The sequence below is a fragment of the Streptomyces sp. HNM0645 genome (assembly GCF_030056615.1).
In the GTDB taxonomy this organism is placed as follows: domain Bacteria; phylum Actinomycetota; class Actinomycetes; order Streptomycetales; family Streptomycetaceae; genus Streptomyces; species Streptomyces marianii.
Genome location: NZ_JASHLT010000036.1, coordinates 12943 through 38632 on the forward strand (window position 1 = coordinate 12943; position 25690 = coordinate 38632).

Sequence of the window (25690 nt, forward strand, 5' to 3'; positions counted from 1 at the left end):
CCGGAAGGCGGCACCGGAAGGCGGCACCGGAGGGCTGGTGCCGCACGGCCCGGGGCCGGGCGCCACCGATCGCCGGGAGCTCCAAAACCGTTCGCGATGCGGACGGGCGGTCGGGTACAGACGTCGGTATGACGCGATGGACCATGCTTCCCGAGCACTTCGACAGCCCTGACGCCACGGCCCTGCGGCGCGACTACTACGCCGATGTGGCCGGCAGTCACTGGGGGCGGCCCGCCACGGACGCGGAGATCGACGAGGGCCTCGCGGACGACGGCGTGGCCCGGCTCTGCGCCCCCACCGGCGGGTTTGTCGTCGGACGTCACCACGGCGAGGCGGCGGCCTGCGGCGGGGTGCTGCTGCTGGACGCCGAACGGGCCGAGCTGACCCGGGTGTTCGTGCGCCCGGCGTTCCGCGGCACGGGAGGCGGCGCGGCCCTGCTCACGGCCCTGGAGGAGGCGGCCCGGCGGCTCGGGGCGCGGCGGATGGTGCTCAACACCCGGCTGGACCTGGTCGGGGCCCGCACCCTCTACGCACGACACGGCTACCGGGAGATCCCCGCGTACTGCGAGGGGCCGTACATGGAGATCTGGTACGGCAAGGAGCTGACGGCCGGGAAACCCGTACCCCGGGAAGGGGATGCGGCAGCCTGATCCGGTCCGCCGTCACGGAACGGACGGCGCGGCGCAGCGGCGCGGAACCGCCGTCACGGAGCAGGGGACGCGGACCGTTCCCGCCGTCGCCCTGGGCCGAGCCGGCCGTCCTGTGGCCGGAGGCCGTGCCGCGGTCTTCCCGGGGGCCGTCATGGGGCCGTCCCGGGGCCGCTCAGTGCGTCGGGAAGTTCCACGCCTGGTGGTCCCGGTGCGGTTCGCCGTCGGAGGGGCGCTCGCCGTCGGAGCCGCACAGCTCCGCGGTGAGTTCCTTCACCAACTGGACGAGGTCGGTGGGCCGGTCCGGTCCCCACCAGTCACCCAGCAGCTCCGACAGCGACTCCTCCCGCGCCGCGGACAGCTTTGCCGTGGCGTCCACGCCCTTGTCGGTGAGCATCAGCGACAGTCCCTCCCGGCGGGCCAGCCCGCGCTCCTCGACCTCCCGTGACGCGTCGGTGACGGCCCTGACCGGCACGTTGGTGGCCTCGGCGAGCCGGGCGGGTTCCACCAGCCCGTGGCGTTTGACGCGCAGCAGCAGCCAGCTCGCCGCCGGACTGAGATCCAGCCCGGACCTGGCGGTGATCTTGGCGTAGACCGCCTTGCGGCCCTCGCGCGAACCGAGGAGGGACAGCGCGCGGGCGCACTCGTCGTACGACGAGCGCTGGACGGGGTTGGGGGCGATGGTCTCGCTGACCTCGGGAGCGGTGACGGAGCCGCGCAGCTTGTCCTCCCGCAGGAAGAGGGCGAGGACGAAGCCGACGGCGACGACCGGCGCCGCGTACAGGAAGACGTCCGTGATGGACGTCGAGAAGGCCTGGAGGACCGCCGGGCGCAGTCCGGGCGGCAGCAGGGTGATGGCGGACGAATCGGCGGCGATCCGTTCGGGGCTGGTCCCCGGCGGCAGCGGGCGGCCGGCGAGCGTCTCGGCGAGGAGTTCGCGCAGCCGGCCGGTGAAGACGGTGCCGAAGAGCGCGACGCCGAACGAGGCGCCGATGGAACGGAAGAAGGTGGCGCCGGACGTGGCGACGCCGAGGTCCTCGTACCCGACCGCGTTCTGAACCGCCAGCACCAGCACCTGCATGACCAGGCCGAGGCCGGAGCCGAAGACGAAGAAGTAGCCGCCGACCTCCCAGGCGGGGGTGTTCGGCTCCAGTTGGTGGAGCAGGAGGAGGCCGACGGCGGTCACGGCGGTGCCGACCACGGGGAAGACCTTCCACCGGCCCGTCCGGCTGACGATCTGGCCGGACACGGTGGAGGTGATCAGCAGTCCGACCACCATCGGCAGCATGTGGACGCCGGACATGGTGGGGGTGATGCCCTGGACGATCTGCAGGAACGTCGGCAGGTACGTCAGCGCGCCGAACATGGCGAACCCGACGATGAAACTGATGGCGCAGACGAGAGTGAACGTGCGGTTCCGGAACAGCTTCGGCGGCAGCACGGGCTCGGCGGCGCGGCGCTCGGCGCGGACGAAGGCGACGAGCAGCAGGACCCCGAGTACGGCCAGGGCGATGATCTGCGGCGAGTCCCAGGCCCAGGTGGTGCCGCCCAGCGAGGCGACGAGGACCAGGCAGGTCGCGACGGCCGCGATGAGGACCGTGCCCAGGTAGTCGATGGTGTGCCGGGCCCGGCTGGCCGGGATGCGCAGGACTGCGGCGATCACGAACAGCGCGACCACGCCGATGGGCAGGTTGACGTAGAACACCCAGCGCCAGCTGAGGTGCTGGGTGAACAGGCCGCCGAGCAGCGGCCCGAGCACGCTGGTAGCCCCGAAGACGGCGCCGAACAGCCCCTGGTACCGGCCGCGTTCGCGCGGGGAGACGATGTCGCCGACGATCGCCATCGACAGCACGATGAGACCGCCGCCGCCGAGGCCCTGGACGGCACGGTAGGCGATGAGCTGCGGCATGTCCTGCGCGATACCGCACAGCGCCGAGCCGATCAGGAAGATGACGATGGCCGTCTGGAAGAGCTTCTTGCGGCCGTACTGGTCGCCGAGTTTGCCCCAGAGCGGGGTCGCCGCCGTCGAGGCGAGGATGTACGCGGTGACCACCCAGGACAGGTGTTCCAGGCCGCCGAGGTCGCTGACGATCGTCGGCAGCGCGGTGGCCACGATGGTCTGGTCGAGCGCCGCGAGGAGCAGGCCCAGCAGCAGTGCGCCGATCGCCACGAGGACGCTCCGGCGGTTCGCACCCTCGCCGGGCCGGGGTATCGGTCCGGGGCCGGCGGCCGGCGTGCTCACTTCCTGCGCCATGGAGTCGCCCTCCGGTCCGCAGCACACGCGTCTGCTCCTCCCATCCTGGGCGGTTCGCCCGGTTACGGCCTGCCGAGCGGAGGCTCACCGTCAGGGCACTGGACAGGGGCTGCATAATCGCTGGCAGCGCAAGGGGAGGGAACCCACGATGACGGGACACGTCTGTCCTGAATGCGGCAGGCAGGACGACGCCGACGGCAGGCCCGGCGGGGTCCGGGACTGCGGCTGCGGGCGGGGCACGGCACCGGAGGGATTCGATCCGCTGCGGGTCCGGCCCTACGTGGCGCTTCCGGACCCGGCGGACGCCCCGGCCGCGACCGCGGCCGGACCGCCGCCCGAGCTGACGCAGGTGCTCGGGCCCGCGGCCCACGGAGCCGCCGGGCAGGAGGGGGCGCCGGACGCGCCGTACGGGGCGGCCGGGCACGGGGGCCCGTACGACCACCGTCACGAGCACGGCCCTGCCTACGACATGACCGGGGCGGCCCCGGAAGGCGCGGCCGGACGACGGCGGCGGCGGGGACGCGGGCGGGACGGGCGGCGCGTGGCCGTGGCCGTCGCCGCCGTGGTGGCGGTGCTGGGGACCGCGGCCTATGCGAGCGGACTGCTCACGAAGGACGGTGACGGGGACGACCGGGCCCTGCCCGACAGCGAGACGACGGCCCCGTTCGTCTCGGCCGCGCCCGACGCACCCGACGTCTCGAAGTCGGCGACCCGGAGCACTTCGCCCTCGGAGTCCGCGTCGCCCCCGGAGCCGGCCCCGGCCTCCACCTCTCAGCCTGTCGGCGCCGGAACGTCTTCCCCGGCCCCGCTCGCCGCGGGCCCGACGTCCCCGTCGGCGACCCCGACGAGCGGGACCGCGCCCTCCTCGCCGGCCCCGGGAGTCACCCTGCGGCGCGGCGACGACGGCCCCGAGGTGGTCGAGTTGCAGGAACGGCTGGAGCAGGTCGGCCTGTACGGCAGACGGTCCCACGGGCGTTACGACGGCCGCGTCGAGGACGCCGTGGCGGCGTACCAGGACGCCAACGGCATCCGGGACGACCCCGAGGGCGTCTACGGCCCGGCGACCCGCCGCGCCCTGGAGGCGGAGACGCGCTACCCGTACGGCGACGGCGGCTGGGACGGCGACGGCCGCGGCTGAACGCCCCGCTCTTCGCGGGGACGCGGCGGCGGGAACGGCGCGCTCTCTGCGAGGACGCGGCGGCATGAACGGCGCGGTCGCGGGGACGCGAACGGCGCGATCGAGGGGAACGCGCCGTGGAACGCGTTCGCAGAGAACGGGGCGGGCGCGGCAGCCTGACCGCCCCGCTCCTCGCGGACGCGGCGGCGTGAACAGCGCGAACTCGGGAACGCGTCGGCATGCGCGGCTCGGTCACGCGCGGCGCATGCCTGCGGTCGGCGCTGCGCCGACCGGCGTTCGGCGTGGCGGGCGCGCCGGGCCCCCGCGGACGGGTGGCGCCGAGAGCCTGCCGCCGACTCAGTCCGAGCGCGCGGGGGCGAACGTCAGCGCGCCCGAGGCGTCGGCCCGGACGCGGACGTCGGTGAGGTCGAGCGCGTGGGCGTCCGGGGCGAAGGCCGCGGCACGGGGGCCGATGCCGAGGACCCGCATCCCCGCGGCACGCGCGGCCGTGATGCCGGCCTCGGAGTCCTCGAGGACCACGCAGTCCGCCGGCGCGAAGCCGAGCTCTGCCGCGCCCTTGAGGAAACCCTCCGGGTCCGGCTTGCTCGCCCCGACGCACTCGGCGGTGACCCGTGTCTCCGGCATGCGCAGCCCCGCCGCGTTCATCCGGGCCGTGGCGAGCTCCTCGTCGGCCGACGTGACCAGGGCGTGCGGCAGGGCGGCGACGGAGTCCATGAAGGCGGACGCTCCGCCGATCGGCACGACGCCATCCAGGTCGGCCGTCTCCCGCGCGAGCAACTGCCGGTTCTCGGCGAGGTTCTCCTCCATCGGCCGCTCCGGGAGGAGCGCGGCCATGGTCGCGTACCCCTGGCGCCCGTGGACGACCTTGAGCGTCTCGTCCGGGTCGAGGCCGTGACCGATCGCCCAGGAGCGCCAGACGCGCTCCACTGCGGCGTCCGAGTCGACGAGCGTGCCGTCCATGTCGAGCAGCAGTGCCCTGAAGGCGCCGATGGCCTCGGGGCGAGATGCCGGGGCGGGGGTCTCTGCGGGCGTCTCTGAGCGGGACAACGGGGCCGTCCTTGGAATCCGGTGCGGATGGCGGGCTCCGTCGACGGGAGGCCACGGGCCCGGGTGCAGAGCGGCCTCCACCCACCGGTCAGGGAGTGCGGGCGGAGGCCACTTTGTTCCTTCACGATACAAACCGAAGGGCTTTCGCGCCAATCCAGGTCCCGGAACCCCTTCCACGGGGACGGCCGCGGATGCCGGGTAGCCGGATGCACCTGCGATGGAAGGCGCAGGACGAGGGCTGCGGGAGGCAAGCGGGCACCCGCCCGGCAAAGGCCGAACCACGGCCGCGCCCCGGACCGCGACCACGCCGGCACCCGCACCCCCGCCCCGAACCACGACCGCAACGGCTCCGGCCGCCGGCCGGACGGGCGGTCCGCGGCGAACGCACGCCGCCGACCCGCCGCAGGCCCGCGCAAGCCCCGCCGAACACGCCCCGCACCGAAGCCCGCCGGAAGCACACCGCGAACCCGCCGCGGACCACTCCCGGCAGCCCCGCCGAACGCGCGCCCCCGGCCCGGCTCAGCCCGCGATCGCCTCGTACAGGCTCAGGCCGGCGAGCACCAGCATCAGCCCGGCCGCGATCTTCGTGACCAGCTTCAGCGGCACGTACCTGAGGAGCGTCCGGCCACCCACGATGCCCAGTCCGGCCACCGCCCACAGGGCCAGCACCGCGCCGAGGCCGACGGAGAGCGGACTGTCGTAGCGGGCCGCGAGGTTCGCGGTCATGATCTGGGTCAGATCACCGAACTCCGCGACCAGGATCAGCATGAACCCCGCACCGGAGACCTTCCAGAAGGACTGGTCGGACGGGGCCCTGACGCTCTCGTCCTCGTCATCGGAGGTCTTCAGCAGCAGCATCGCCGCGCCCGCCAGGAAGAGCACGCCCACGACCGCCTGCACCAGCCGCTGCGGCAGCAGGGTCAGTGCACTGCCCGCCGCGATCGCCAGCGCGACGTGCACGGCGAAGGCGGCGGCGACCCCGGCGAAGACGTACGAGGCGCGGTAGCGGGTGCCGAGCATCAGCCCGGCCAGGGCCGTCTTGTCGGGAAGCTCGGCAAGGAAGACGACGCCGAAGGTGATCGCCATGATCGTGATACTGAGCACGGGAAGAGGTTCCTCGATCGGTCGGGCCCTGCCGCACCGAGAGACCTGGGCAAGAGTTCCAGGGGTCGCTTCGGCGCGGCAGCGGCCATGGATGGTCATGGTCACTGCTTGCCGAAGGTCTCGCCGGCGGACCGCCGCGCGGCCGCCTCCGGGCGCCGGCCGGGCGAGCCCGGCAGTATGTCGACGTTCCGGCGAAGAGCTACTCCCCTTCTGCTCCGTACAGGGTACGGGACGCCGGCGGACGGCCGTCAGGGACCTCGGTCCCGTCAGGCACCCCGGGCCCGCCCCGCAGACCCACCGTCAGGGCCCCCGGTCCCGCCCCGCGCCGACGCGGCGACGGGCTCCCGGTGCAGCCGTCCGCGCGACACCAGTTCCAGCACCACCGCGACCGCGACCGCCTGCACGGCCATCAGCGCGACCAGCACGAACAGTTGGACCGCGCCCGCCTGGAGCGGTGACGCCCCGCCCAGCAGCATTCCGACGAACGCGCCCGGGAGCGTGACCAGCCCCACCGTCCTGGCCTGGTCGAGCCCCGGCAGCAGCGCGTCGGCGGCCGCATCCCGGGCCACCTCCAGACGGGCCTCGCGGTCGGGCAGCCCGATCGCCATCGCGGCCTCGACCTCACCGCGCCGGCCGGCGAGCTCGTCGAGCGCGCGCCGCCCGGCGAGGACCGTCGCGGTCAGCGCGCCGCCGATGAGGATGCCGGTCACCGGGACGAGCGCGATGCCCTTCACAGGGACGAGGCCGGTGAGCAGCAGTGCGGCGACCACCGGCACGACGCCCGCGCCGATCGGCAGCGCGGTGAGCCACCAGGTGCCGTTCGGGGTGACCCGGCGCCCCGCGGTGCGCACGGCCACGGCGTACATCACCACGAGGAAGGCGAGCAGCAGCGGGACGGAGCGGACCGCCCAGCCGATGACGAGCGAGACCGCGCCCAGCTGGACGGCCGCCCGCAGACCCGCCACCGCCATCTCGCGGGCGCGGCCCGGACCGAGGTGCGCGACGGCCACGACACCGGCGGCGGCGGCCAGGAGCACGGCGAGGACGATCCCGAACGTCACGTTGACCGGCAGCAGCACGCATCAACCCTAATCCGGGCGAAGTGAACTGCCGGGGCGTCAGACCCCTTGAAGTGACGTGTCCATGTCGCCACTCTGTTACCTGGCGCCCATCCCCAGGCAACCCGGCGCCGCAAGTATGGCGCGGGTCCTGCCGCACAGGGTCCGCTCCGGTCAACGCCCCCCACCCTTACGGGAGTCCGCATGTCAGGTGTCTACGCGCGTCGAGTGACCCGTACCGCCGTGTTCGCCGCGTCCGTCGCCCTCGCGTCCACCACCGCGCTGCTCACCGCACCGGCCGCCCAGGCCGCCCCGCCCACGCCGGTCAGCGCCTCCACCGCCCGCACGTACCTCGGCCTGCTCACGGTCAAGGCGGAAGGCTCCTCCACCGGGTACAGCCGCGACAAGTTCCCGCACTGGATCACCCAGTCGGGCGCCTGCAACACGCGCGAGGTCGTCCTCAAGCGCGACGGCTACAGCGTCGTCCAGGACTCCAGGTGCGCGGCCGTCAGCGGCAGCTGGTACTCCCCCTACGACGGCGCCACCTGGACCGCCGCGTCGGACGTCGACATCGACCACGTCGTACCGCTCGCGGAGGCCTGGCGCTCCGGGGCCGGTTCGTGGTCCACCTCCTCCCGCCAGGCGTTCGCCAACGACCTGACCCGCCCGCAACTGATAGCCGTCACCGACAACGTGAACCAGGCCAAGGGCGACAAGGACCCCGCCGAGTGGCTGCCGCCGCGCAGTTCCTACCGCTGCATGTACGCCCGCATGTGGGTGCACACGAAGTACTACTGGAACCTCTCCGTCGACTCCGCCGAGAAGTCCGCCCTGCAGTCCGTCCTCAACGGCTGCTGACCCACCGCCCGCGGCCGGCCGGCGGGGAACCGATTCCCGCCGGCCGGCCGCGGGGCCGCCCCGACCCGAGGGGCCGTGGGCACCCACGGCGCCGGGCACCGCGACCGGACTGCCCCGGACACGCTCCGAACCAACCGGGTCCTGCGGTATGGAACCGCGCTACCCTCCCCCGTCGTTCCGTACCGTACGGGGGCGACGGAGGAGGGCACATGGCAGCGGGGCTGCGCCTGGGACCACTACTGCGGTACGTGGACTGGGAGACCGGTGAGCACGCGACCGTCTGGATCGAGGCGGACGGGCCGTGCACGGCCGAGGTNACCACTACTGCGGTACGTGGACTGGGAGACCGGTGAGCACGCGACCGTCTGGATCGAGGCGGACGGGCCGTGCACGGCCGAGGTGCGCTGCCCCGGGGAGGACACCGGGCCGGCCGGCGGGGACTTCCACGGAGGCGGCCCCGGCGATGAGGGCCCCCGTGGCGACGGCCCGCCGGACGGCGGCCGGCCGGGATCGCCGAAGGGCGCGGGCGGCTCCGCCCGCACGTTCCAGATCGAGGGCCACCACTACGCGCTGATCCCGGTCTCCGGCCTCGCCCCCGCCTCCTCCAACGCGTACGAGGTGCTGCTCGACGGCCGCCGGGTCTGGCCGCCGGCCGACTCGCCGTTCCCGCCGAGCGTGATCCGCACGCCCGCGATCCCGGCGGAGGGCGTGCGGGTCGCCTTCGGTTCCTGCCGCTGGGCCGCGGCGCCTGCCCGCAGGCACGATCCGATCGGGCCGGACGCGCTGGACACCCTCGCCGCCCGGATGGCGGCCGAGCCGGAGGGCGAGCGCCCCGACGTGCTCGTACTGCTGGGCGACCAGGTGTACGCGGACGCCACCTCCCGCGAGACCCAGCGGTGGCTCGCCTCACGCCGCGATCTGAGCGAGCCCCCCGGCACGGAGGTCGCGGACTACGAGGAGTACACCCGGCTGTACGAGGAGTCCTGGCTGGACCCCGAGGTCCGCTGGCTGCTCTCCACCGTCCCCAGCTGCATGATCTTCGACGACCACGACGTCATCGACGACTGGAACACCAGTGCCTCCTGGCTGGCGGAGATGCGGGCGACGCCGTGGTGGCGGGAGCGCATCCTCAGCGGTCTGATGTCGTACTGGGTCCACCAGCACCTGGGCAACCTCTCCCCGGCCGAACTCGCCGACGACCCCCTCTACGCGGCCGTGCGGGCCACCCCGGACGGCACCGACGCCCTGCGGTCGTTCACGGCCCGGGCCGACGCCGACCCCGCCTCGGTCCGCTGGAGCTACCGGCGCGACTTCGGCAGGACGCGGCTGCTGATGATCGACACCCGCGCCGCCCGCGTCCTCGACGAGCGGCACCGGGCGATGCTCGACGACGAGGAGACGGGCTGGCTGCGCGAGCAGGTGCTTCAGGCGCCGGGCTCGTACGACCATCTGCTCCTCGGGACCTCGCTGCCCTGGCTGCTGCCCCCGGCCATTCACGACGTCGAGAGCTGGAACGCGGCGCTCTGCCGCGGGGAGCGGGGCGAGCGCTGGGCGCGCGTCGGGGAGAACCTGCGCAGACGGGCGGACCTGGAGCACTGGGCCGCGTTCCCGTCCTCGTTCGAGGAGCTGACCGCACTGATCAGGGAGGTGGGCAGCGGGCCGCTGGCACCGTCGACGGTGTGCGTGCTCTCCGGGGACGTCCACCACGCCTACGTCGCGGAGCCCCACTGGCCGGAACCGGAACCGGCCGCCCGGGTGTTCCAGCTGACCTGCTCACCCGTCCACAACGAGATCCACGCCTCGATGCGCGTCGGCTTCCGCTTCGGGTGGAGCCGGGCGGGGCGGCGGCTGGGGCACGCCGCGGCCCGGCACGGCCGGGCGGGACGGCCGGTCGTCCACTGGGAGAAGACCGGCGGCCCCTGGTTCGGCAACCAGCTGATGACCCTGACCCTGAACGGGCGTTCGGCCGAGCTCCGGCTGGACCAGGTCCGCACGGATCGTACGGGTACGCGGCTCCTGACCGTGGACGAGCGGAACCTGACGAATGGTGCGTGACACTTCACAGGGCGGGAGACGATCCTCACCCCCGCCGCCCGGACTCCTCACACGGCAACGGCATGATGAGGCGGACGATCCGCTTCCCCCGCCGCCCCACGCCCCCACATCGCCCCGGGAGTCAGTGTTTTGTCCGTGTTCCCGCCAGCTCCCCCCGCCATGGCCCTCGTCGGCGCAGGCCCTCGCGGCACCTCGGTCCTCGAAAGGCTCTGCGCCTCCGCCCCCGAGCTGGCACCGGACATCCCGCTGACCGTGCATGTGATCGACCCGGCCCCGGCAGGCCCGGGGCAGGTGTGGCGCACGGACCAGCCCGCCGGCCTGCTGATGAACACGGTCGCCTCGCAGGTGACGCTGTTCACCGACGAGAGCGTGGCCTGCGAGGGGCCGGTCCGGCCGGGCCCGAGCCTGTACGCCTGGGCGGCGGCCGGCGGCGACCCGGCGCTCGGGCCCGACGACTACCCGACGCGCGCCTGCTACGGACGCTATCTGGCCTGGGCGTTCCGCACCGCCGTCGCCAACGCCCCGGACACGGTACGGGTGGAGACGCACCGGGCGCGTGCGGTGCGCCTCGACGACGCCGAGGACGGCTCACAGCGACTCGTCCTGGACGACGGGACGACACTGTCCGGCCTGAGTGCGGTGGTGCTGGCGCAGGGCCACCTTCCGGTGGCGCCGGGGGCCGTGCCGACCCGGCTCGGCACGTACGCGCGGCGGCACGGGCTGCGCCACTTCGCCCCCGCCAACCCGGCCGATCTGGACCTCACCGGGATCGCCCCCGGCGAGGCGGTGCTGCTGCGCGGCCTCGGACTCAACTTCTTCGACCACATGGCGCTGCTGACGACCGGCCGCGGCGGCTCGTACGCTCGGGAGAGGACCGCGGACGGCGGGGAGCGGCTGGTCTACCGGCCCTCCGGCCGGGAGCCGAGGCTGTACGCGGGCTCACGGCGCGGCGTCCCCCACCAGGCGCGCGGGGACAACGCGAAGGGCGCGTCCGGCCGGCACCACCCGCTGGTGCTCACCCCTGATGTGATCACGCTCTTCCGCAGGCGCGCGGACGCGGGCGATCCGCCGGACTTCCTCGGCGAGATATGGCCGAGGATCGCCAAGGAGGTGGAGACGGTCTACTACGAGACGCTGCTCGGACCGTCCGCCGCCCCGGACACCGGCTTCCGGGCCGCGTTCCTCGCCACCGCGCACGGCAGCGCGGAGGAGGCGGCGGTCCTGGACGCCCACGGCTGTCCGGAGTCCGCTCGCTGGTCCTGGGAGCGGATCTCCCGGCCGTACGCGGGAGAGACCTTCGACGGTCCGGGCGCCTTCCGCGACTGGCTGCTCGGCCATCTGCGGCGGGACGCGGACCACGCCGCGCTCGGCAACGTGGAGGGCCCGGTCAAGGCGGCCCTCGACGTGCTGCGGGACGTCCGCAACGAGGTGCGGCAGATCGTGGACCACCGCGGACTGTCCGGGAGGTCGCGGCGGGACCACCTGGACCGCTGGTACACCCCGTTGAACGCCTTCCTCTCGATCGGCCCGCCGCGCCGGCGGATCGAGGAGATGACGGCGCTGATCGCGGCCGGGGTGCTGGTGGTGGTCGGCCCGAGGACGACCGTGCGGGCGGAGGGCGGGGTCTTCGTGGCCGAGTCACCCGACGTGCCGGGTTCCGCGGTGACCGCGACGGCACTGATCGAGGCGCGGCTGCCGGAACCCGATCTGCGCCGCAGCCGGGACGAGTTGCTGTCCCGGATGCTGCGGACCGGCCAGTGCAGGCCGCACACGATCGACGGCTACGAAACGGGCGGCCTGGACGTGACCGGGCGCCCCTACCACCTGATCGACCGTCAGGGACGATCACACCCCGGACGGTTCGCGGTCGGCGTTCCCACCGAGGGAGTGCACTGGGTGACGGCCGCGGGGGCGCGGCCCGGCGTGGACTCGGTCACGCTCTCCGACACGGACGCGGTGGCACGGGCCGCGCTGCGCGTGAGCGCACGGCGTGAACTCCTCATGAAGGGCGGCCGCCGACAGAATATTGAACTTGCAAGTATTGATTAGGTCTGCCTAACTTACGTCCCATCGGTTCATGTCCCCAGACCGAAGGAGACCCCCCAGATGGCCACTCGTCAGCTGACCTCACGGCTGGATCAGGCCCGGCCGTACGCGCTCGGCGTGTTCCGCATCGTCGTCGGCCTGCTGTTCACCTGCCACGGAGCGCGCTCACTCTTCGGCGTGCTGGGCGCGGAGAACGCGGGCGGCACGGTGGCGGCGGGCACCTGGCCCGGCTGGTACGCAGCCGTGATCGAACTCGTCGGCGGCGTCCTGGTGCTGGTCGGCCTGGGCACCCGCGCCGCGGCGTTCATCGCGTCGGGCGCGATGGCGTACGCGTACTTCACGGTGCACCAGCCCGACGGCCTGTTCCCGATCCAGAACCGCGGCGAGGGCGCAGCGCTCTACAGCTGGGCGTTCCTGCTGCTGGTCTTCACCGGGCCCGGGGCCCTGGCGCTGGACGGCCTGTTCTCGTCGCGTGGCGCGAACGAGGAGGCCGCGCGGGAGGGTTCGGCGCCGGTCACGGCCTGAGGCGTGCGCGTCGACGGCGGGGCCGGACCGGTCCCGAGTGCGCGGCCCCGGCCCCGCCGCACGGCCGCGCGAAGCCGGGATCGAGCCAAGGGGGGCCGGGGTCGGGACCGGGGGGCCGGGGTCGGGACCGGGCTCAGACACGGGAGTCGGGCTCGGGGCCGGGAAGCCGGGGTCGGGGCCGGGGTCGGGGCCGGGATCGGGCTCGGCAGTTCGGGATTCGGAGGCAGTCGCCGGGACCGCACAGGCACCGAAGGGCTCACGGCGTGCCGTAACCGCCGAACGGGACCGTGAAGCACGCCACTCGGGCGCCCGCTCCGCCCTGCTCGGCGTGCAGGACCACCGACTGTGCCCCGGCCCGCCGCAGCCCCCAGTCGTGCCGTGTCTCGGCATTGCCCTCCCCGGCGGCGTCGGTGGCGAAGTCAAGCCACAGCTCGTTCGCGGGGTAGGCGTCCGGTGCCGCCTTGTGCTGGTAGTGCGGCCCGGCCCCGGCCGGGTCCGCGTCGCAGGGCGCGGTGTGCACATGGGCGCCGAAGGCGTGATCCGCCTTCAGCCCGCCCACACGCGCCCGCACCACGGTCCCCGAGCGCTCGGTCGACTGCTCCACCACGATCCAGGCCCCCGCCGGCACGAGCGTCCGGTCATAAGTGAGGGCCGTCGACGGAACGAACGAACCGGGCGGAGCGAACCGCCCGTACGCCCGCAGCGCCACCCCCTCGCCCGCGAGGGGCTGGCCGACCGCACCGGACAGGCGGGCCACGTCGTACGGTCCGGCTCCGCCCGACCAGGGACCGTCGGCCTGGACGGCGCCTCCGGACAGGACCGTTCCCCCGGCCCCGGCGGCCGAGCCGGACCGATCGCCCCCACCGGGCCCGTCACCGGCGCCGCAGGCCGCACCCACGGCCCCCACCGCCAGCGTCACCAGGGCCGCCGCCCCCGCCAGTACGCCTGCCGCTGCCGCCATGTGCCACTCCTCGTGTCCGGGTGATCGCCTTCCGCGTACGCGCCGCAAGTGCGTACGCACCAGGCCCTCGTACCGCGGGCGGGACCGGCGGTGTGCCGAGCCGCGCCCGGAGCGGGGCGACGGCGTGGCGGACTGCACTCGTACGGCCGTGTCCGACTTCACCCGCCCCCTGGCGATCTCTCCGATCTGCACAGGCGTACGCTCTGTGGCTGTCATGCCGCTCCTGCCGCTCCCCTGCGACGTCGCGGCGTTGTCATCCTGTGGGGAGTCGTGGTGTTCGAGGCGGTGGAGCTGCTGACCGGCAGCCCATGGATCTACGCGGTCGTGGCACTCTCCGTACTCCTCGACGTGTTCCTGCCCGTACTGCCGAGCGGTGTGCTGGTGATCACCGCCGCGACGGCCGCGGCGGCCGGATCGACGACGGTCGCGTCGGCGGCCGGCAGGGTGTCCGGCGAGGTGCCCTCGATCCTGGCGCTGCTGCTGTGCGCGGCGACCGCGTCCGTGCTCGGCGACCTGGTCGCCTACCGGCTGGCCCGGCGCGGCGGGGAGCGTCTGGACCGGGCGATCGCCCGCTCGCGGCGGCTGGTCACGGCGCAGGAACGTCTCGGCACGGCGCTGAGCCGGGGTGGCGGACTGCTCGTCGTCATCGCCCGGTTCGCCCCGGCGGGCCGCTCCGTCGTCTCCCTGGGCGCGGGCGCGGCACACCGCAGGGTGCGGGAGTTCCTGCCCTGGTCAGCCCTGGCCGGCGTGACATGGGCGGGCTACAGCGTCGGCCTCGGCTGGTTCGGCGGGCAGTGGCTGGGCGCGACCTGGGTGGGCCTGACGGTGTCCGTCCTGGCCCTCCTCGCCGCGGGCTTCGTCGCGGCCTACGTCATGCGGCGTCCGGCGCCGGAGCCTGCGTAGCCTTTCCGGCCGCACCCCGGCCGCCGCGCACCTCCAGCCCGTCGAGGAGCTTGCGCGTCGCCTCCGTCACCTCGTCCACGGCGCGTTCGAACACCTCCCGGTTGTGCGCGGCGGGCGCCCGGAACCCGGACACCTTCCGCACGAACTGCAGAGCCGCGGCCCTGATGTCCTCCTCGGTGGCTTCCTCGGGGAGGACCGGCGGTCGAAGGGTCTTGATGCTGCGGCACATGACTCCAGTGTGGGCCACACCACCGACAGACGGCCTCTCCTCTGCGGGCCGTCCCGTCACCCGGCCCTCCTCGGGCCGTCCCTTCTGCGACGTCTCCGGCGCCGTGGTTCCGCCGTGTGTCGGGCTGTCGCCCGTGGTCGCGGAGCACACGCCGCGAGGGCGGCGTTCCCTACTCGTCGACCGAGAACCGATGGACGGTCGACTGTCTGGTTCGGAAACCGAGACGCTCATAGAGCCGGTTCGCCGCCGCACGGTCCGGCCGGGAGGTGAGGTCCACCGTCCGGGCACCCGCCTCCCGAGCGATCCGCAGGGCCTCCTGGATGAGCAGGCCGGCGACTCCCCGGCCTCGAGCCGCACCATCGACGACCACGTCCTCGATGCGGCCCCGCGACCCGGAAGGCAGGGGCAGCAGCACCAGGGTCAGCGTCCCGACGATCACCTCGGACGCCCGGGCGACGAGCACCGTGTTGGCGTCACAGGTCACCATCCGGTGGACCGCTTCGCAGTCGAGCGGCTTCGCCGTCGAGGACAGTTGCGGCAGCAGCCGGCCGAAGGCGTCGACGAGTTCCCGGCTCGCTTCCCCGATGACCTCTACGCGGACGCTGATGCGGGGAGCCTATCCGTCGACGGCGACTGGACCCGCTCCTCTCCGGCCACTTCGCCGGGACGGCACGGCGGACGCCGACGGCCGGCACGGACAGCGCGAGGTCGGACGGCCGGGACGGACGAGGCGCGGGAGGTCAGGCGGCGCGGATCAGCCGGAGGGGCGCGCCCGTGCGTGGGGCCGGAGGAGCGGTACCGGCCCCGTCGGCGTCCTCGTCGGCCGCGGCGTCCTCGGACCGCTCGGCGTCCACGGCCTCGGCCCACTCCACGAGCAGGTGCTGGTACTTCGCCTCGTCCGCGGCGGACAGCCGGCTCCCCGACTTCGCCCACAACGCACGAATCTCCGCATTCACCACGGCAGCGGACCGCACGGAACCAAGCTCGCGAAGGGTTGGGGACATGGGCACAAGGTTACGCGGCGGGACCGACAACCGTGGCCCGTCGAACGTCGGCGGTCACGCGCACCAGGAGCCCGTGCAGCACCGTTGTGGCTGGTGGGGGCGCTCGGCACCCGTGTGCGACGTGTCCTCTCTCACACCTCTCAACGGCCCGTGAAGCCGACCGCAGTTCACGAGATCACCGTTCCGGCGTCGCCGGGGATTGACGACCCGTTCCCGGAGGGGACCGCGTCCCCGCGTTCGCCGCTGTGCCCCGCCACCCGGACGACGACGGGGCCCCCGCTGCCCGGACCGCGGCGGGCCCCGTCGTCGGTCCGTCGCGCGACCGGCCGACGAGGTGGTCTGCTGGGCCGATGACCGATCCCTGGCCCGTGACCGCCCCCGGTGTCCTCCGGCTGCCCTCCGGGCGGCTCGTACGCGGGCGCGGGCTGCGGCATCCGCTGCCGGACGGGGCCGCGCCCACGTACGCCGTGTATCTGCTGGGCAAGCGGCCCCCTGAGGTCCCCTGGGAGGCCGAGTGGCTGCACTGGCCGGACTTCCGGCTGCCGCGCGACCGGGACCGCGCCCACGCCGCGCTGAGCGGGGTCTGGGTGCGAGCTGCGACGGAGCGGGTCGAGGTCGCCTGCGGGGGCGGACGGGGCCGTACGGGCACGGCGCTGGCGTGCCTCGCCGTCCTCGACGGCGTACCGGCCGCCGAGGCGGTGGCCTTCGTGCGGCGGCACTACGACCGCCACGCCGTCGAAACGCCCTGGCAGCGCCGGTACGTTCGCCGCTTCCCGGCTTCCACGCGCTCGTCGCAGGACGGATGACGCGCGGGCGGGAGAGCGGCATCCGTACCGGAGTCGGCGGAGCACGCGCTTCCGGGCCGCGCCCTCCGCGCTCACCTCGCCTCGTCGACCGCCCTCACCCCCGGCTGTCCCGGGCCCGTCCCGGCCGCTCCGGCCCGGTCCCCCATCCGGGTGGCGGCAGCCGGTCCGCGCCACCGACCTGACGCCGAGGCACCACGCTGGACCGGACCTGAAGGAGAGTCCGCATGGTGCCGAAACCTCCGTCGTGCCCGCAGTGCCCCTCGCGTCCGCCGCTGTGGAAGGACACCAGCCGGACCGCGCCCGGTTTCGAGGACCGGTGGCGCTGGTACTGCACGTACTGCACGAGGCGCTGGGCACCGACGCCGGAGCACCGGCTCAGGTTCACGCTCTTCCCGCGCGTACCGCAGCACCCGATGCGGTGAGCACGCGCCGGCGGCCCTCCCAAGGGGATCCGCGCGCACCTGCAGCCCCTCCCAGGGGCCCTGAGACGGGTCGCTCAGAGCAGGTCCTCGATGACGATCGGCAGCTTGCGCACCCGGCGGCCGGTGGCGTGGTGAACGGCGTTGGCGATCGCGGCCGCCGCGCCGACCTGGCCGATCTCCCCGACTCCCTTCACTCCCCGGGGGTTGACGATGACGTCCTCGACCTCGATGAGTTCGACGTCGACGTCCGGGGCGTCCGCGTTGACCGCGACCAGGTACTCCCCGAGGCTCGAGTTGGCCCAGCGCCCGGTGCCCGGATGCATGTGGTTGGCTTCCAGCAGCGCCTGGCCCAGGCCCCACAGCATGTGGCCCGTCAACTGGCTCCGGGCCGTCTTGGCGTTGAGCACACGGCCTGGCGCGAAGGCGCCGGTCATACGCCTCACCCGGACCAGACCCAGTTCCGCGTCCACGGCGACCTCGGCGAACCGGGCACCGAAGGTCATCATCCTGTAAGGGACCTCCCCCGCCGGCGGACTCCACTGGCCGGATGCCTCCGCGTCCGGCTGGAAGTTGCGCTGCAGCAGATCGGCGTAGGCGTCGGAGGCGGTGCCGGCGGTCATGACGCCGTCCCGGACCACCACGTCGACCGGGTCCGCCCCGTGCAGCGGTGAACGGGGGTCGCCGACGGCCCGTTTGATCAGCTGCTCGCGCAGAGCGGTGGCCGCCGCGCGCACCGCAGCGCTGATCATGCCGGCGCCCGCGGAGCCGACCACGGCGGCGATGTCGGGGAGGTCCGTGTCGCCGTTCTCGAATCGGCAGCGGTCCACACCCATACCGAGGCCGTCGGCGGCGACCTGGGTCATGACCGTCGTGACTCCGGTACCGAAGTCCGGGGTGGCGGCCTGGACGACCGCGGTGCCGTCGGCGTACAGACGGGCACGGGCCCGCTGGGGGTTGGCGGGCGGGCCACGGGACAGCAGGCGGTCGCCATGCCGGTGCCGATCAGCCGGTCGCCCTCCCGGCGCGTGCCCGGCCGGAGGTCCCGGCCCGACCAGCCGAAGCGCCGGCACCACGCTCGTAGCACTCCCGCAGACCGCTGCTGGACCACGGGCGGCCCGACATGGCGTCCACGTCGGTGTGTTGCGCAGCCGCAGCTCGAAGGGGTCCATGCCGAGTTCGTGGGCGAGTTCGTCCATCGAGCACTCGAGTGCGAACATCCCGCTCACCTTGCCCGGTGCCCGCATGAACGTGGGGGTCATGGTGTTGGCCCGGAACAGCCGGTAGACCCCTTCGCAGTCGGGGCACGCGTAGATCTCCGAGGAGACGCTCCGCCCATCGACGCCATGTTGCGCAGTTGCGCCGACGCACCCAGCTCTAGGGCCCGGGCGATCAGCGGGAGCGGCTGACCCTCTCGAGCGGCCTCGCCGCCCTCCGCCCCACGCCGACTGCTGTGCGGCTGGATCGCACTGATGGTCATTCGCAGGCAGTTCGCCCAGCGCCCGTAGCCACTGGAGGCCGGTACAGCGTTTGGGCGGAAGCTGCCAAGAGGCGAGAGTCGGGGCTCGTGCGCTGGGGAGCGAGTCGGACTGGCTCCTCGCCTGCCCGCAGGAGTCCGGTCCAGGGCCAAGATCTTCGAAGCTCGCACCCTGGTGAACTGCCGTGACCATGCCATCGCCGCGCACGTCGACGAGCAGATCAGGAAGGTGCGGCCGGTAGAGCCCGGCGAGCCATCTGGCACGTAAGTGGCGCCCCCTGTGCCGCCTCCGCGGCTGGGGAACGGACAAGGCCCAGGCTTCCGGGTATCCGCCGGATGACCTGGGTCTTTGTTGTACCTCTGGGCTGGTGGGCGCGGACGGTTTCGAACCGCCGACATCTGCTTTGTAAGCCTGGCGCCGATCACCGACACATCATCGCTGGTCACGGCCCACGGGGCGTACCTGGAGAGTTGGAGGGCCTACGGCCCGCCATCGACTCCCATTGACCATGATTGACCGCTCGATCTGGCATGGAACTGGCACGCATGGCACTACTGAGGCTGCCTGGCGTTATGACCTCGCCTGCGGTGGCAGACTCCTGCTAAAGCACGACGTTGGGGCCATGATCTTCGAGGCTCGCCCCATGGTGGCTGCCTAAAGCCGCGGAGCCGACCACCCCAGCCCCGTGCCGGCCCTTCCTCTGTTGGCTCGCGCCGCGCGCGTCCGGCGGCCGGGCGGAGCGGGGCGGAGACAGGAGCGTCGCCCGGCGCCAAGCCGGGCGCGCGGCGAGCGGAGCGAGCCCTTGAACCCGTAGAGAAGGTTTCTACTCACCAGGTGCTCGGGGTGTGTCCGATCCCGGTAGATGCTTGACGCTTCGGTCCCAGCTGATGGTTGACAGTGGCCGTGTTCGGCTTTTCCTCTGTGCGCGTCGTTGCGGCGTGTGTGGGGAGGCCGGGATTGGCGCTGGTGGAGTTGTCGGTTGTCGAGCAGAGATACCGGGCTGTGCTTGCGGTGCTGGCGGGTGCGACGGTGACGGAGGTTGCCGGGTCGCTGGGGGTGTCGCGGCAGACGGTGAGCGGGTGGAAGTCGCGGTATGAGGCCGCCGGACTGGCGGGTCTGGCGGATCGTTCGCGCAGGCCGGCGTCGTGTCCGCATCAGGCCTCTGCCGAGGTGGAGGCGGCGGTGTGTGAGCTGCGGCGCAAGCACCCGAGGTGGGGTCCGCGGCGGATCGCTCATGTGCTGGAGCGGTCCGGGACGGTGAGCCCGGTGCCGTCGCGGATGACGGTGTATCGGATCCTGGTCCGTCACGGGCTGGTGGAGCCGGGGGTGCGGCGCCGGAAGCGGTCGGATTACAAGCGCTGGCAGCGGGACCTGCCGATGCAGCTGTGGCAGATGGACATCGTCGGCGGCGTGATGCTCGTCAACCCGGTCACCGGCGAGCTGACCGAGGCGAAGATCGTGACCGGTGTGGACGATCATTCCCGGTATTGCGTGATCGCGTCGGTGGTCGAGCGGGCGACCGGGCGGGCGGTCTGCTCGGCGTTCGTCCGGGCCTTGCAGAGGTTCGGGGTGCCGGAGGAGGTGCTGACGGACAACGGCAAGCAGTTCACCGACCGGTTCGGGCAGGGTGGTGAGGTGTTGTTCGACCGGATCTGCCGGGAGAACGGGATCGCGCACCGGTTGACCCAGCCGGCGTCGCCGACCACGACGGGCAAGGTGGAGCGGTTCCATCAGACGCTGCGGCGTGAACTCCTCGACGACTGCGGGGCTTTCGAGAGCATCGGGGCGGCTCAGGCGGCACTGGATCGTTGGGTGGAGGAGTACAACTCCTCGCGGCCGCATCAGGCGCTGGAGATGCAGTCTCCGGGCGACCGGTTCTCCCCGGTTGCTGAGCAGGAGCGGAACGTTCTGGGCTTGAAGATCCCGGGAGTGCTGGGGCTGGTGCCGCAGCAGCGGACATCCCCAGCAGACGTGGAGTCGGCTGGGACCGAGGCCTCCGAGGTTCCTGCCGCCCTGCCTGAGGTGGTCCCGGCAGCGGTGCCGGTCGAGGAGGGCGGGCCTGTGGAGTTCGAGCGGGTGGTGCCTGCGAGTGGGAATCTGCAGGTCGCGGGCAAGCAGTTCTGGCTGGGTCCGGCCCGCTCGGGGCTGACGGTGACGTTCTGGGCGGACACGCAGGTGATCCATCTGCTGATCGCGGGGGCGCGGATCAAGTCCGTGCGGTCGCATCTGTCGGTGGCGGATCTGGGATGGCTGGCGGCCCGGGGCGGACGTCCGGCGGGGCCGGCTCCGCTGCCCGTCGGTGACGGGGCGGCGTTCGAGGTGGACCGGGTGGTGAACAACAGCGGTCTGGTCGGTCTGGGCGGGCACCAGGTTCTGGCGGCGGAGATCATCGGCGGCCGCCAGGTGGGCATCCGCATCGACGGCGAGACGCTGTCGTTCTTCGACCTGTCCTCGCGGGAACTGCTGCGGGTGCGGCCCAACCCGCTGACCGGTGAGGAAGTCCGCAGGCTGCGGGGCCTGCGGCCGGCCGGCCCGCCGCCACGGCCCGGAACAGAGCCGGTGCGGGTGCAGCGGCGGGTCAGCGCGGTCGGCACGATCATGGTCTGCCGGCAGGTCGTCTCCCTCGGCCGCCCCTACGCAGGGCAGACCGTGACCGTCCACGTGTCGGACACGACGATCAGCGTCGAGCTGGACGGCCAGGTCCGCGTCATCCGGCGCACGACCGACATACCCGTCCGCCACGTGAAGGCGAACAAGCCCCCAAAGGTTTCCGATGTTGTCTAGGCCCACCGTCAAGCAACAGCTGGGACCAGAACGTCAAACATCACCTGGGACTAGACAAGGTGCTCGGGGTGGCTCCAGAGTCGCTCGGGTCGATTCCCCGGAAGAGGCCGCCCGGTCGCCAGATGCATCGCGGGCGCGCGACTCGACCGTGCGGGCCTCAACAGTCGTAGCGGTGGGTGTAGGGGGTGTCGGGACAGCCTCGACAGACGAAGAAATACATGCCGCCGAGGTCGCCCAGGGCCATGTCGTGCCCGAACGCGTCGAGGGCAGCGGGATCGGCCTCGGCCATCCAGCACGGAGTCACGGTCTCATCCTGGCTGGAGGCCCAGTCATCCAGAGGGAGCCACCGTCCCATGCCCGGCTCTGTCGCGGTGACGCTGAGCAGGTGTTCCATGCGGGTGCCGCAGCCTGCGCAGTCGGGCCAGTCGGGCTGCTGAGTCCACCCCGGGTAGCCCCCGACCTTGCTCTGTTGCGTGGTGGCGACTTCGAAGTAGTCGTAGCCCTTTTCCTCCTTCTGGGCCTCGAACCGCTGGCCAAGCAACTCGCCGAGTCCCTCCGGCAGGTCCCAGTTCGGGTACTCCACGGCCGGAGTGGGGGAAACGGTGCATGGGCGAGGCAGGTAGTCCTCGTCCGCGGTATGCGGGCGAGGCGGCTCCCCGGCCATGGCGCCCGCAGCCGTCAGGGCCGCATTGCGCCAACGGAGCCGGGGGTTGGCCGCGTACTGATCGTCCTCATGAACGAGCGGGCACCACAGGATCTGCAACAGGTCGGCGCCGGCGGGGAAGACGAGGCCGGGCACATCCCGTGCGTACAACTGGACTACCGGGACCATCGCGACCGGCTCCGGCCCGACGGGCGGGTCGAGCGGCTTGTAGTGCCCTGGTTCGGCGCACATCGGCCAGGGCTCGTCGGTCGGCCACAGCAGCGGCCCGCCTATAGAGCTCTCACCCGGTCCCGGCTGCCCGGCCCGGGGGTAGAGGAGGGTGACATCGCGCGCCGTACCGATCAACTCCGGAAAGACGGCCTCGACATCGCAGGGAAACGGAGCCAGCGGCCGGGGCCCGGTCAACTGGTCCCTGGTGGTGTCTTGCTGCGCGTTCCCTGGCGGCATGGCGTCTCCTGTTCCTGGTGGTCCAATGGCGCCGACCCTAGCCCGCGCGCGACCCGGCCCAGCAAGGGGCGTGATGCTCGCTGAAGCCCTCCACTCCGTAGAACGTCGTGCGGCTTTGGTGCTGCGGCGGCTGCGCCCGGCCTGGTACTGGCTGAGCATCGGTGTCACGCTCGCCATGGTCCGGGTGGTGGTCCGCTATGCCTCGGTGATGGATGCGTGTGGGCTGACTGTGCCGCCGTCCCGGCTGCGGCTGACTCTGGCCCGGCTCGCCCGGCGGCCGGTCCCCGATCCCCGGGCCCCGCGGATCCTGCGGATGCGTCCGACGCGTACCGGGCTGGTGCTGCGGCTCAAGCTCCAGCCGGGGCAGGACGCCTTCGACTTCGCCGCCTCGACGGACCGGCTGCGGCACTCCTTCTCCATGCACGGCGTCGCCTCGCGTGAGATCAAGTCCGGGGTGGTCGAGCTGCGGATGACCGGCTACGACGTGCTGCGGCGCGTGCAGATGCCGCTCAGCGTCGAGACGTCCGGGTTGCGGGTGCCGGTCGCTTTGCGGGAGGACGGGGAGGTCCACTTCCGGGACTACCGGGAGGTGCCGCACGCGCTGAACCTGGGCGCGACCCTGTCGGGGAAGTCGGTCTACCAGCGGAACCTGGTCAAGGAACTCGCCTCCCGGCATGTCGCGCTGGTGGGGATCGACTGCAAGGAGGGTGTGGAACTCGCCCCGCTGGCCCGCCGCTTCTCCGCCCTCGCCGACAACCCGGACGACGCTGCCGAACTGCTGGAAGCCCTGGTGGGGCGGATGGCGGACATCTACCAAGTGATCCGGCACGAGCAGCGGATCAGCTCGGACACCCCGGATGCGGAGATCACGGCCGACATCTGGGGCCTGCCCGAGAAAGTGCGGCCGGTGCCGGTCGTCCTCTTCGTCGACGAGGTCGCGGAGCTGGCCCTGTTCTCCACCACGGCGGAGAAGAAGCGCCGCGAGCGGATCGTCACCGCCCTCGTGCGCCTGGTGCAACTCGGCCGCGCCGCCGGCATCTACGTCGAGATCTGCGGCCAGCGCTTCGGCGCCGAACTCGGCGACGGCATCACCATGCTCCGCGCCCAGCTCACCGGCCGCGTCTCGCACCGCGTCAACGACGAAGCCTCCGCCAAGATGGCGTTCGGCGACATCTCCCCCGACGCGGTCCTGGCGACCACCCAGATCCCGGTCGAGCGGCCCGGCCTGGCCGTCGCCGGTGACTCCTCGGGCGGCTGGGTCCGCATCCGCACCCCGTTCACGACGCTCCGCCAGGCCGTGAACACCTGCGCCACCCACACCCACCGCACCCCGGTCCTGGACGGCCTGGAGCGCTTCCGCCCGGCCCTTCCCGACCCGGCACCAGCCGAGATCCCCGCCCCGGCCTCGGCTCCCGTCACCGCCTGACCGTTCCCCTCTGCTCCATGGTCGGCGCGACCGTCACGCGCCAGGTCCCTACCCCCGCCATGCCAAACGGCAGCCCGCCGGGGCCCGACGACCACCCCGCCGTACGTCCGGCCCCGGCCCGACCCCCTTCAAGGAGGTGAAGACCCATGTTCCGCAAGGTCCGCCTGGACGCCGTTCTCGTCCAAGCCGTCATCGCCGGGGCACTGTCCTTCGCCCACCTGCACGACCTCGCCGCCGCCGCGGGCCAGGACGGATGGAAGGCATGGGCCTACCCCGTCTCCGTCGACCTGCTCCTCGTCGCGGCCTGGCGCCGCCTGCGCCTCCTGCGCGACCAGGGCGAACCGGCCCGCGCGGCCTGGTCCTGGTTCGCCGTCGCCCTGGCGGCCTCGCTCGGCGCCAACGTCGCCACCGCGGGCCTCCTCGACCTCAACGACGTACCGGACTGGCTCCGCATCCTCGTCGCCGGATGGCCCGCCCTGGCCTTCCTCGGCGGCACCCTCCTCGTCCACACCCCCACCCCGGCCGCTGCCGGCACCGACGACGTCGAGCCCGAGCCGCTGCCCGTGGTCGAGCCGGTGACTGTGCCGGCCCAACCGGAGCCCGCTCCCGTGCCCGTGCCGGATGCGGTCGAACCTTCCGAGCCGGTCCCGGCCCTGCCCGCCGCACCGCCCGCGGACGTGCCGCCCGCCCTCGTCGACCACGCCCGCAAGCTCGCCGACTCCCACCGCGCCTCGACCGGCACCCCGATCGACGCCGCGACCCTGCGCGACCGCCTCGGCCTGCCCGGCCCGATGGCCGACCAACTCGCCGCCCACCTCACCTGACCTCGAAGGGAGCAACACCGGTGACCCGTGACCCGGCCGACCTGACCGCCACCGACTACCTCGACGGCGCCCGCGAGATGACCGCCGCCAACCGGCCCTACCTCGCCCACCTGCTCGCCGAGGAAGCCGCCCAGCGCACCACCGACCCCGCCACCGCCGCCGGCATCCGCGCCACCTACCCCGACCCCACCACCACCCGAACGGAGAGCGACTGACATGCCCGCCCGCGACTTCTTCCACTCCGTCATGCGGATCGGCCCCGTGCAGATCGGCACCCACCGCGACCGCCACGGACGCACCAAATACGCCGCCGTGTGCTCCCGCGACAACTGCGGCTGGTCCGCCGACTACTCCACCCAGTCCGCCGCCCAGCTCGCCGCCCGCACCCACCGCTGCCGCATCACCAACTGAACCGGAGGACCCCACTCGTGGACGTACCGCTCTGGCTCGCCCTGATCGTCGTCGGCGCCCTCGGCATCAAACTCATCCGCCCGCCCTGGTGGCTCGTCGCCGTGCTCCTCCTCGGCGGCTTCCTCCTCGCCGACAGCCTCCTCGCCCCCGTCATCGACACCGCCATCAGCAAGTAGCCCACCGCAGAAAGGAGAGCACCCATGTTCCGACCGAAGATCCCCACCATGCCGACACCCACCGGCATCGTCACCCCGCCCGCCGTCGAGCCGACCGCGATCATCCAGCACACCCCCACCCCGGCCCCGGTCCCCGTCGCCCCGGCGGCACCGGCCCGGCCCACGGTCCAGCTCACCCCCGGCACCGCGCTCGCCCTCGTCGGGGCCGGCACCGCCGTCGTCCTGGTCGTCGGCGCCGTCCTGGTCTCCATGCTCCTCGCGGTCGCCGTCACCGCGGCCTCGGTCGCCGTCTGCGCCGTCGTCCTGCGCTCCCTGCTCAACAACCAGCACAAGCGCTAACCGGCCCTCCGGGCGGCCCTGAAACCGCCAAGTCTCCGCCGCCCGGACGGCTCCAGCCCCTACCCGACATCAACCGGAAGGACCACC

General features: G+C 73.1%; 27 protein-coding genes. 17 read left to right on the forward strand and 10 right to left on the reverse strand.

What is annotated here, in order from left to right:
- Positions 1-128 precede the first annotated feature (128 nt).
- Positions 129-650, forward strand: coding sequence for a GNAT family N-acetyltransferase (locus QMZ92_RS23515; protein WP_283299412.1), 522 nt, complete (start codon positions 129-131; stop codon positions 648-650).
- Between the two features lie 172 nt (positions 651-822).
- On the opposite strand, the gene QMZ92_RS23520 is transcribed toward QMZ92_RS23515, so the two are convergent.
- On the reverse strand, positions 823-2901 hold the full coding sequence (locus QMZ92_RS23520; RefSeq protein WP_283299414.1) for an MDR family MFS transporter: 2079 nt from the start codon (positions 2899-2901) through the stop codon (positions 823-825).
- A gap of 148 nt (positions 2902-3049) precedes the next feature.
- On the opposite strand from QMZ92_RS23520, the gene QMZ92_RS23525 reads away from it, so the two are divergent.
- Entirely contained in the window at positions 3050-4039 is a 990-nt protein-coding gene (locus tag QMZ92_RS23525; protein ID WP_283299416.1) for a peptidoglycan-binding protein, read from the forward strand.
- A gap of 336 nt (positions 4040-4375) precedes the next feature.
- On the opposite strand, the gene QMZ92_RS23530 is transcribed toward QMZ92_RS23525, so the two are convergent.
- From QMZ92_RS23530 to QMZ92_RS23540, 3 genes are all read right to left on the reverse strand, one after another.
- Complete coding sequence (locus QMZ92_RS23530) at positions 4376-4999, reverse strand: HAD-IA family hydrolase (protein WP_502962122.1); 624 nt, start codon at positions 4997-4999, stop codon at positions 4376-4378.
- A gap of 606 nt (positions 5000-5605) precedes the next feature.
- A complete protein-coding gene (locus tag QMZ92_RS23535; protein WP_283299418.1) occupies positions 5606-6190 on the reverse strand; it encodes a TMEM165/GDT1 family protein in 585 nt (194 codons plus the stop codon).
- Positions 6191-6456: 266 nt separating this feature from the next.
- Positions 6457-7269, reverse strand: a complete 813-nt coding sequence (locus QMZ92_RS23540) for an ABC transporter permease (RefSeq protein WP_283299420.1) — start codon at positions 7267-7269, stop codon at positions 6457-6459.
- A 183-nt stretch (positions 7270-7452) separates the two neighbouring features.
- On the opposite strand from QMZ92_RS23540, the gene QMZ92_RS23545 reads away from it, so the two are divergent.
- The 5 genes from QMZ92_RS23545 (at position 7453) to QMZ92_RS23560 (ending at position 12732) form a co-directional block, all read left to right on the forward strand.
- Entirely contained in the window at positions 7453-8106 is a 654-nt protein-coding gene (locus QMZ92_RS23545; RefSeq protein WP_283299422.1) for an HNH endonuclease family protein, read from the forward strand.
- Positions 8107-8315: 209 nt separating this feature from the next.
- Entirely contained in the window at positions 8316-8459 is a 144-nt protein-coding gene (locus QMZ92_RS36475; RefSeq protein WP_502962121.1) for a DUF7800 domain-containing protein, read from the forward strand.
- Positions 8440-10161: an alkaline phosphatase D family protein gene (locus QMZ92_RS23550; RefSeq protein WP_283299424.1), complete on the forward strand. Its 1722-nt coding sequence runs from the start codon at positions 8440-8442 to the stop codon at positions 10159-10161. The genes QMZ92_RS36475 and QMZ92_RS23550 overlap by 20 nt, the downstream gene beginning before the upstream one ends.
- A 159-nt stretch (positions 10162-10320) precedes the next feature.
- A complete protein-coding gene (locus QMZ92_RS23555; RefSeq protein ID WP_283299523.1) occupies positions 10321-12210 on the forward strand; it encodes an FAD/NAD(P)-binding protein in 1890 nt (629 codons plus the stop codon).
- A 57-nt stretch (positions 12211-12267) separates the two neighbouring features.
- Positions 12268-12732 carry a DoxX family protein gene (locus QMZ92_RS23560; protein WP_283299426.1) on the forward strand — a complete coding sequence of 155 codons (465 nt, stop codon included), beginning with the start codon at positions 12268-12270 and terminating at the stop codon, positions 12730-12732.
- A gap of 256 nt (positions 12733-12988) precedes the next feature.
- On the opposite strand, the gene QMZ92_RS23565 is transcribed toward QMZ92_RS23560, so the two are convergent.
- Positions 12989-13693, reverse strand: coding sequence for a superoxide dismutase family protein (locus tag QMZ92_RS23565; RefSeq protein WP_283299429.1), 705 nt, complete (start codon positions 13691-13693; stop codon positions 12989-12991).
- A gap of 273 nt (positions 13694-13966) precedes the next feature.
- On the opposite strand from QMZ92_RS23565, the gene QMZ92_RS23570 reads away from it, so the two are divergent.
- Positions 13967-14596, forward strand: a complete 630-nt coding sequence (locus tag QMZ92_RS23570; protein WP_283299524.1) for a DedA family protein — start codon at positions 13967-13969, stop codon at positions 14594-14596.
- On the opposite strand, the gene QMZ92_RS23575 is transcribed toward QMZ92_RS23570, so the two are convergent.
- The 3 genes from QMZ92_RS23575 to QMZ92_RS23585 form a co-directional block, all read right to left on the reverse strand.
- Entirely contained in the window at positions 14565-14825 is a 261-nt protein-coding gene (locus tag QMZ92_RS23575; protein ID WP_283299431.1) for a DUF2277 domain-containing protein, read from the reverse strand. The two genes, QMZ92_RS23570 and QMZ92_RS23575, sit on opposite strands and share 32 nt — an antisense overlap.
- Before the next feature lie 169 nt (positions 14826-14994).
- Entirely contained in the window at positions 14995-15432 is a 438-nt protein-coding gene (locus QMZ92_RS23580; protein WP_283299525.1) for a GNAT family N-acetyltransferase, read from the reverse strand.
- A 133-nt stretch (positions 15433-15565) separates the two neighbouring features.
- The gene (locus QMZ92_RS23585) at positions 15566-15829 is read right to left on the reverse strand and encodes a hypothetical protein (RefSeq protein ID WP_283299530.1); all 264 of its coding nucleotides are present in this window, start codon (positions 15827-15829) and stop codon (positions 15566-15568) included.
- Positions 15830-16179: 350 nt separating this feature from the next.
- Between QMZ92_RS23585 and QMZ92_RS23590 the strand changes: the two genes are divergently transcribed.
- Positions 16180-16635 (forward strand): phosphatase domain-containing protein, encoded by a 456-nt coding sequence (locus tag QMZ92_RS23590; RefSeq protein ID WP_283299432.1) that lies wholly within the window; start codon positions 16180-16182, stop codon positions 16633-16635.
- A 224-nt stretch (positions 16636-16859) separates the two neighbouring features.
- Positions 16860-17057: a hypothetical protein gene (locus QMZ92_RS23595; RefSeq protein ID WP_283299434.1), complete on the forward strand. Its 198-nt coding sequence runs from the start codon at positions 16860-16862 to the stop codon at positions 17055-17057.
- A 74-nt stretch (positions 17058-17131) separates the two neighbouring features.
- On the opposite strand, the gene QMZ92_RS23600 is transcribed toward QMZ92_RS23595, so the two are convergent.
- Positions 17132-18724 carry a xanthine dehydrogenase family protein molybdopterin-binding subunit gene (locus QMZ92_RS23600; protein ID WP_283299526.1) on the reverse strand — a complete coding sequence of 531 codons (1593 nt, stop codon included), beginning with the start codon at positions 18722-18724 and terminating at the stop codon, positions 17132-17134.
- 780 nt (positions 18725-19504) lie between these two features.
- Here QMZ92_RS23600 and QMZ92_RS23605 point away from each other — a divergent pair.
- Positions 19505-21316: an IS481 family transposase gene (locus QMZ92_RS23605; protein ID WP_283299527.1), complete on the forward strand. Its 1812-nt coding sequence runs from the start codon at positions 19505-19507 to the stop codon at positions 21314-21316.
- Between the two features lie 157 nt (positions 21317-21473).
- On the opposite strand, the gene QMZ92_RS23610 is transcribed toward QMZ92_RS23605, so the two are convergent.
- Positions 21474-22427 (reverse strand): hypothetical protein, encoded by a 954-nt coding sequence (locus tag QMZ92_RS23610; RefSeq protein ID WP_283299435.1) that lies wholly within the window; start codon positions 22425-22427, stop codon positions 21474-21476.
- A gap of 73 nt (positions 22428-22500) precedes the next feature.
- Here QMZ92_RS23610 and QMZ92_RS23615 point away from each other — a divergent pair, with 73 nt between their 5' ends.
- The 6 genes from QMZ92_RS23615 (at position 22501) to QMZ92_RS23640 (ending at position 25603) form a co-directional block, all read left to right on the forward strand.
- The gene (locus QMZ92_RS23615; RefSeq protein ID WP_283299437.1) at positions 22501-23853 is read left to right on the forward strand and encodes an FtsK/SpoIIIE domain-containing protein; all 1353 of its coding nucleotides are present in this window, start codon (positions 22501-22503) and stop codon (positions 23851-23853) included.
- 146 nt (positions 23854-23999) lie between these two features.
- A complete protein-coding gene (locus QMZ92_RS23620; protein ID WP_283299439.1) occupies positions 24000-24677 on the forward strand; it encodes a DUF2637 domain-containing protein in 678 nt (225 codons plus the stop codon).
- A gap of 20 nt (positions 24678-24697) precedes the next feature.
- Positions 24698-24892: a hypothetical protein gene (locus QMZ92_RS23625; RefSeq protein ID WP_283299440.1), complete on the forward strand. Its 195-nt coding sequence runs from the start codon at positions 24698-24700 to the stop codon at positions 24890-24892.
- Position 24893: 1 nt separating this feature from the next.
- Positions 24894-25088 carry a mobile element transfer protein gene (locus QMZ92_RS23630; protein WP_283299441.1) on the forward strand — a complete coding sequence of 65 codons (195 nt, stop codon included), beginning with the start codon at positions 24894-24896 and terminating at the stop codon, positions 25086-25088.
- Positions 25089-25105: 17 nt separating this feature from the next.
- A complete protein-coding gene (locus QMZ92_RS23635; RefSeq protein ID WP_017947661.1) occupies positions 25106-25264 on the forward strand; it encodes a hypothetical protein in 159 nt (52 codons plus the stop codon).
- A 24-nt stretch (positions 25265-25288) separates the two neighbouring features.
- Entirely contained in the window at positions 25289-25603 is a 315-nt protein-coding gene (locus QMZ92_RS23640; RefSeq protein WP_283299443.1) for a SpdD-like protein, read from the forward strand.
- Positions 25604-25690 lie beyond the last annotated feature (87 nt).

Coding starts and splice junctions, on each gene's coding strand:
- QMZ92_RS23620 (WP_283299439.1), top strand. CDS start 24,000: ATGTTCCGCAAGGTCCGCCTGGACGCCGTTCTCGTCCAAGCCGTCATC.
- QMZ92_RS23565 (WP_283299429.1), bottom strand. CDS start 13,693: ATGGCGGCAGCGGCAGGCGTACTGGCGGGGGCGGCGGCCCTGGTGACG.
- QMZ92_RS23515 (WP_283299412.1), top strand. CDS start 129: ATGACGCGATGGACCATGCTTCCCGAGCACTTCGACAGCCCTGACGCC.
- QMZ92_RS23595 (WP_283299434.1), top strand. CDS start 16,860: ATGGTGCCGAAACCTCCGTCGTGCCCGCAGTGCCCCTCGCGTCCGCCG.
- QMZ92_RS23525 (WP_283299416.1), top strand. CDS start 3,050: ATGACGGGACACGTCTGTCCTGAATGCGGCAGGCAGGACGACGCCGAC.
- QMZ92_RS23560 (WP_283299426.1), top strand. CDS start 12,268: ATGGCCACTCGTCAGCTGACCTCACGGCTGGATCAGGCCCGGCCGTAC.
- QMZ92_RS23555 (WP_283299523.1), top strand. CDS start 10,321: ATGGCCCTCGTCGGCGCAGGCCCTCGCGGCACCTCGGTCCTCGAAAGG.
- QMZ92_RS23600 (WP_283299526.1), bottom strand. CDS start 18,724: ATGGTCACGGCAGTTCACCAGGGTGCGAGCTTCGAAGATCTTGGCCCT.
- QMZ92_RS23630 (WP_283299441.1), top strand. CDS start 24,894: ATGCCCGCCCGCGACTTCTTCCACTCCGTCATGCGGATCGGCCCCGTG.
- QMZ92_RS23575 (WP_283299431.1), bottom strand. CDS start 14,825: ATGTGCCGCAGCATCAAGACCCTTCGACCGCCGGTCCTCCCCGAGGAA.
- QMZ92_RS23615 (WP_283299437.1), top strand. CDS start 22,501: ATGCTCGCTGAAGCCCTCCACTCCGTAGAACGTCGTGCGGCTTTGGTG.
- QMZ92_RS23520 (WP_283299414.1), bottom strand. CDS start 2,901: ATGGCGCAGGAAGTGAGCACGCCGGCCGCCGGCCCCGGACCGATACCC.
- QMZ92_RS23545 (WP_283299422.1), top strand. CDS start 7,453: ATGTCAGGTGTCTACGCGCGTCGAGTGACCCGTACCGCCGTGTTCGCC.
- QMZ92_RS23585 (WP_283299530.1), bottom strand. CDS start 15,829: ATGTCCCCAACCCTTCGCGAGCTTGGTTCCGTGCGGTCCGCTGCCGTG.
- QMZ92_RS23590 (WP_283299432.1), top strand. CDS start 16,180: ATGACCGATCCCTGGCCCGTGACCGCCCCCGGTGTCCTCCGGCTGCCC.
- QMZ92_RS23640 (WP_283299443.1), top strand. CDS start 25,289: ATGTTCCGACCGAAGATCCCCACCATGCCGACACCCACCGGCATCGTC.
- QMZ92_RS23610 (WP_283299435.1), bottom strand. CDS start 22,427: ATGCCGCCAGGGAACGCGCAGCAAGACACCACCAGGGACCAGTTGACC.
- QMZ92_RS23530 (WP_502962122.1), bottom strand. CDS start 4,999: ATGGACGGCACGCTCGTCGACTCGGACGCCGCAGTGGAGCGCGTCTGG.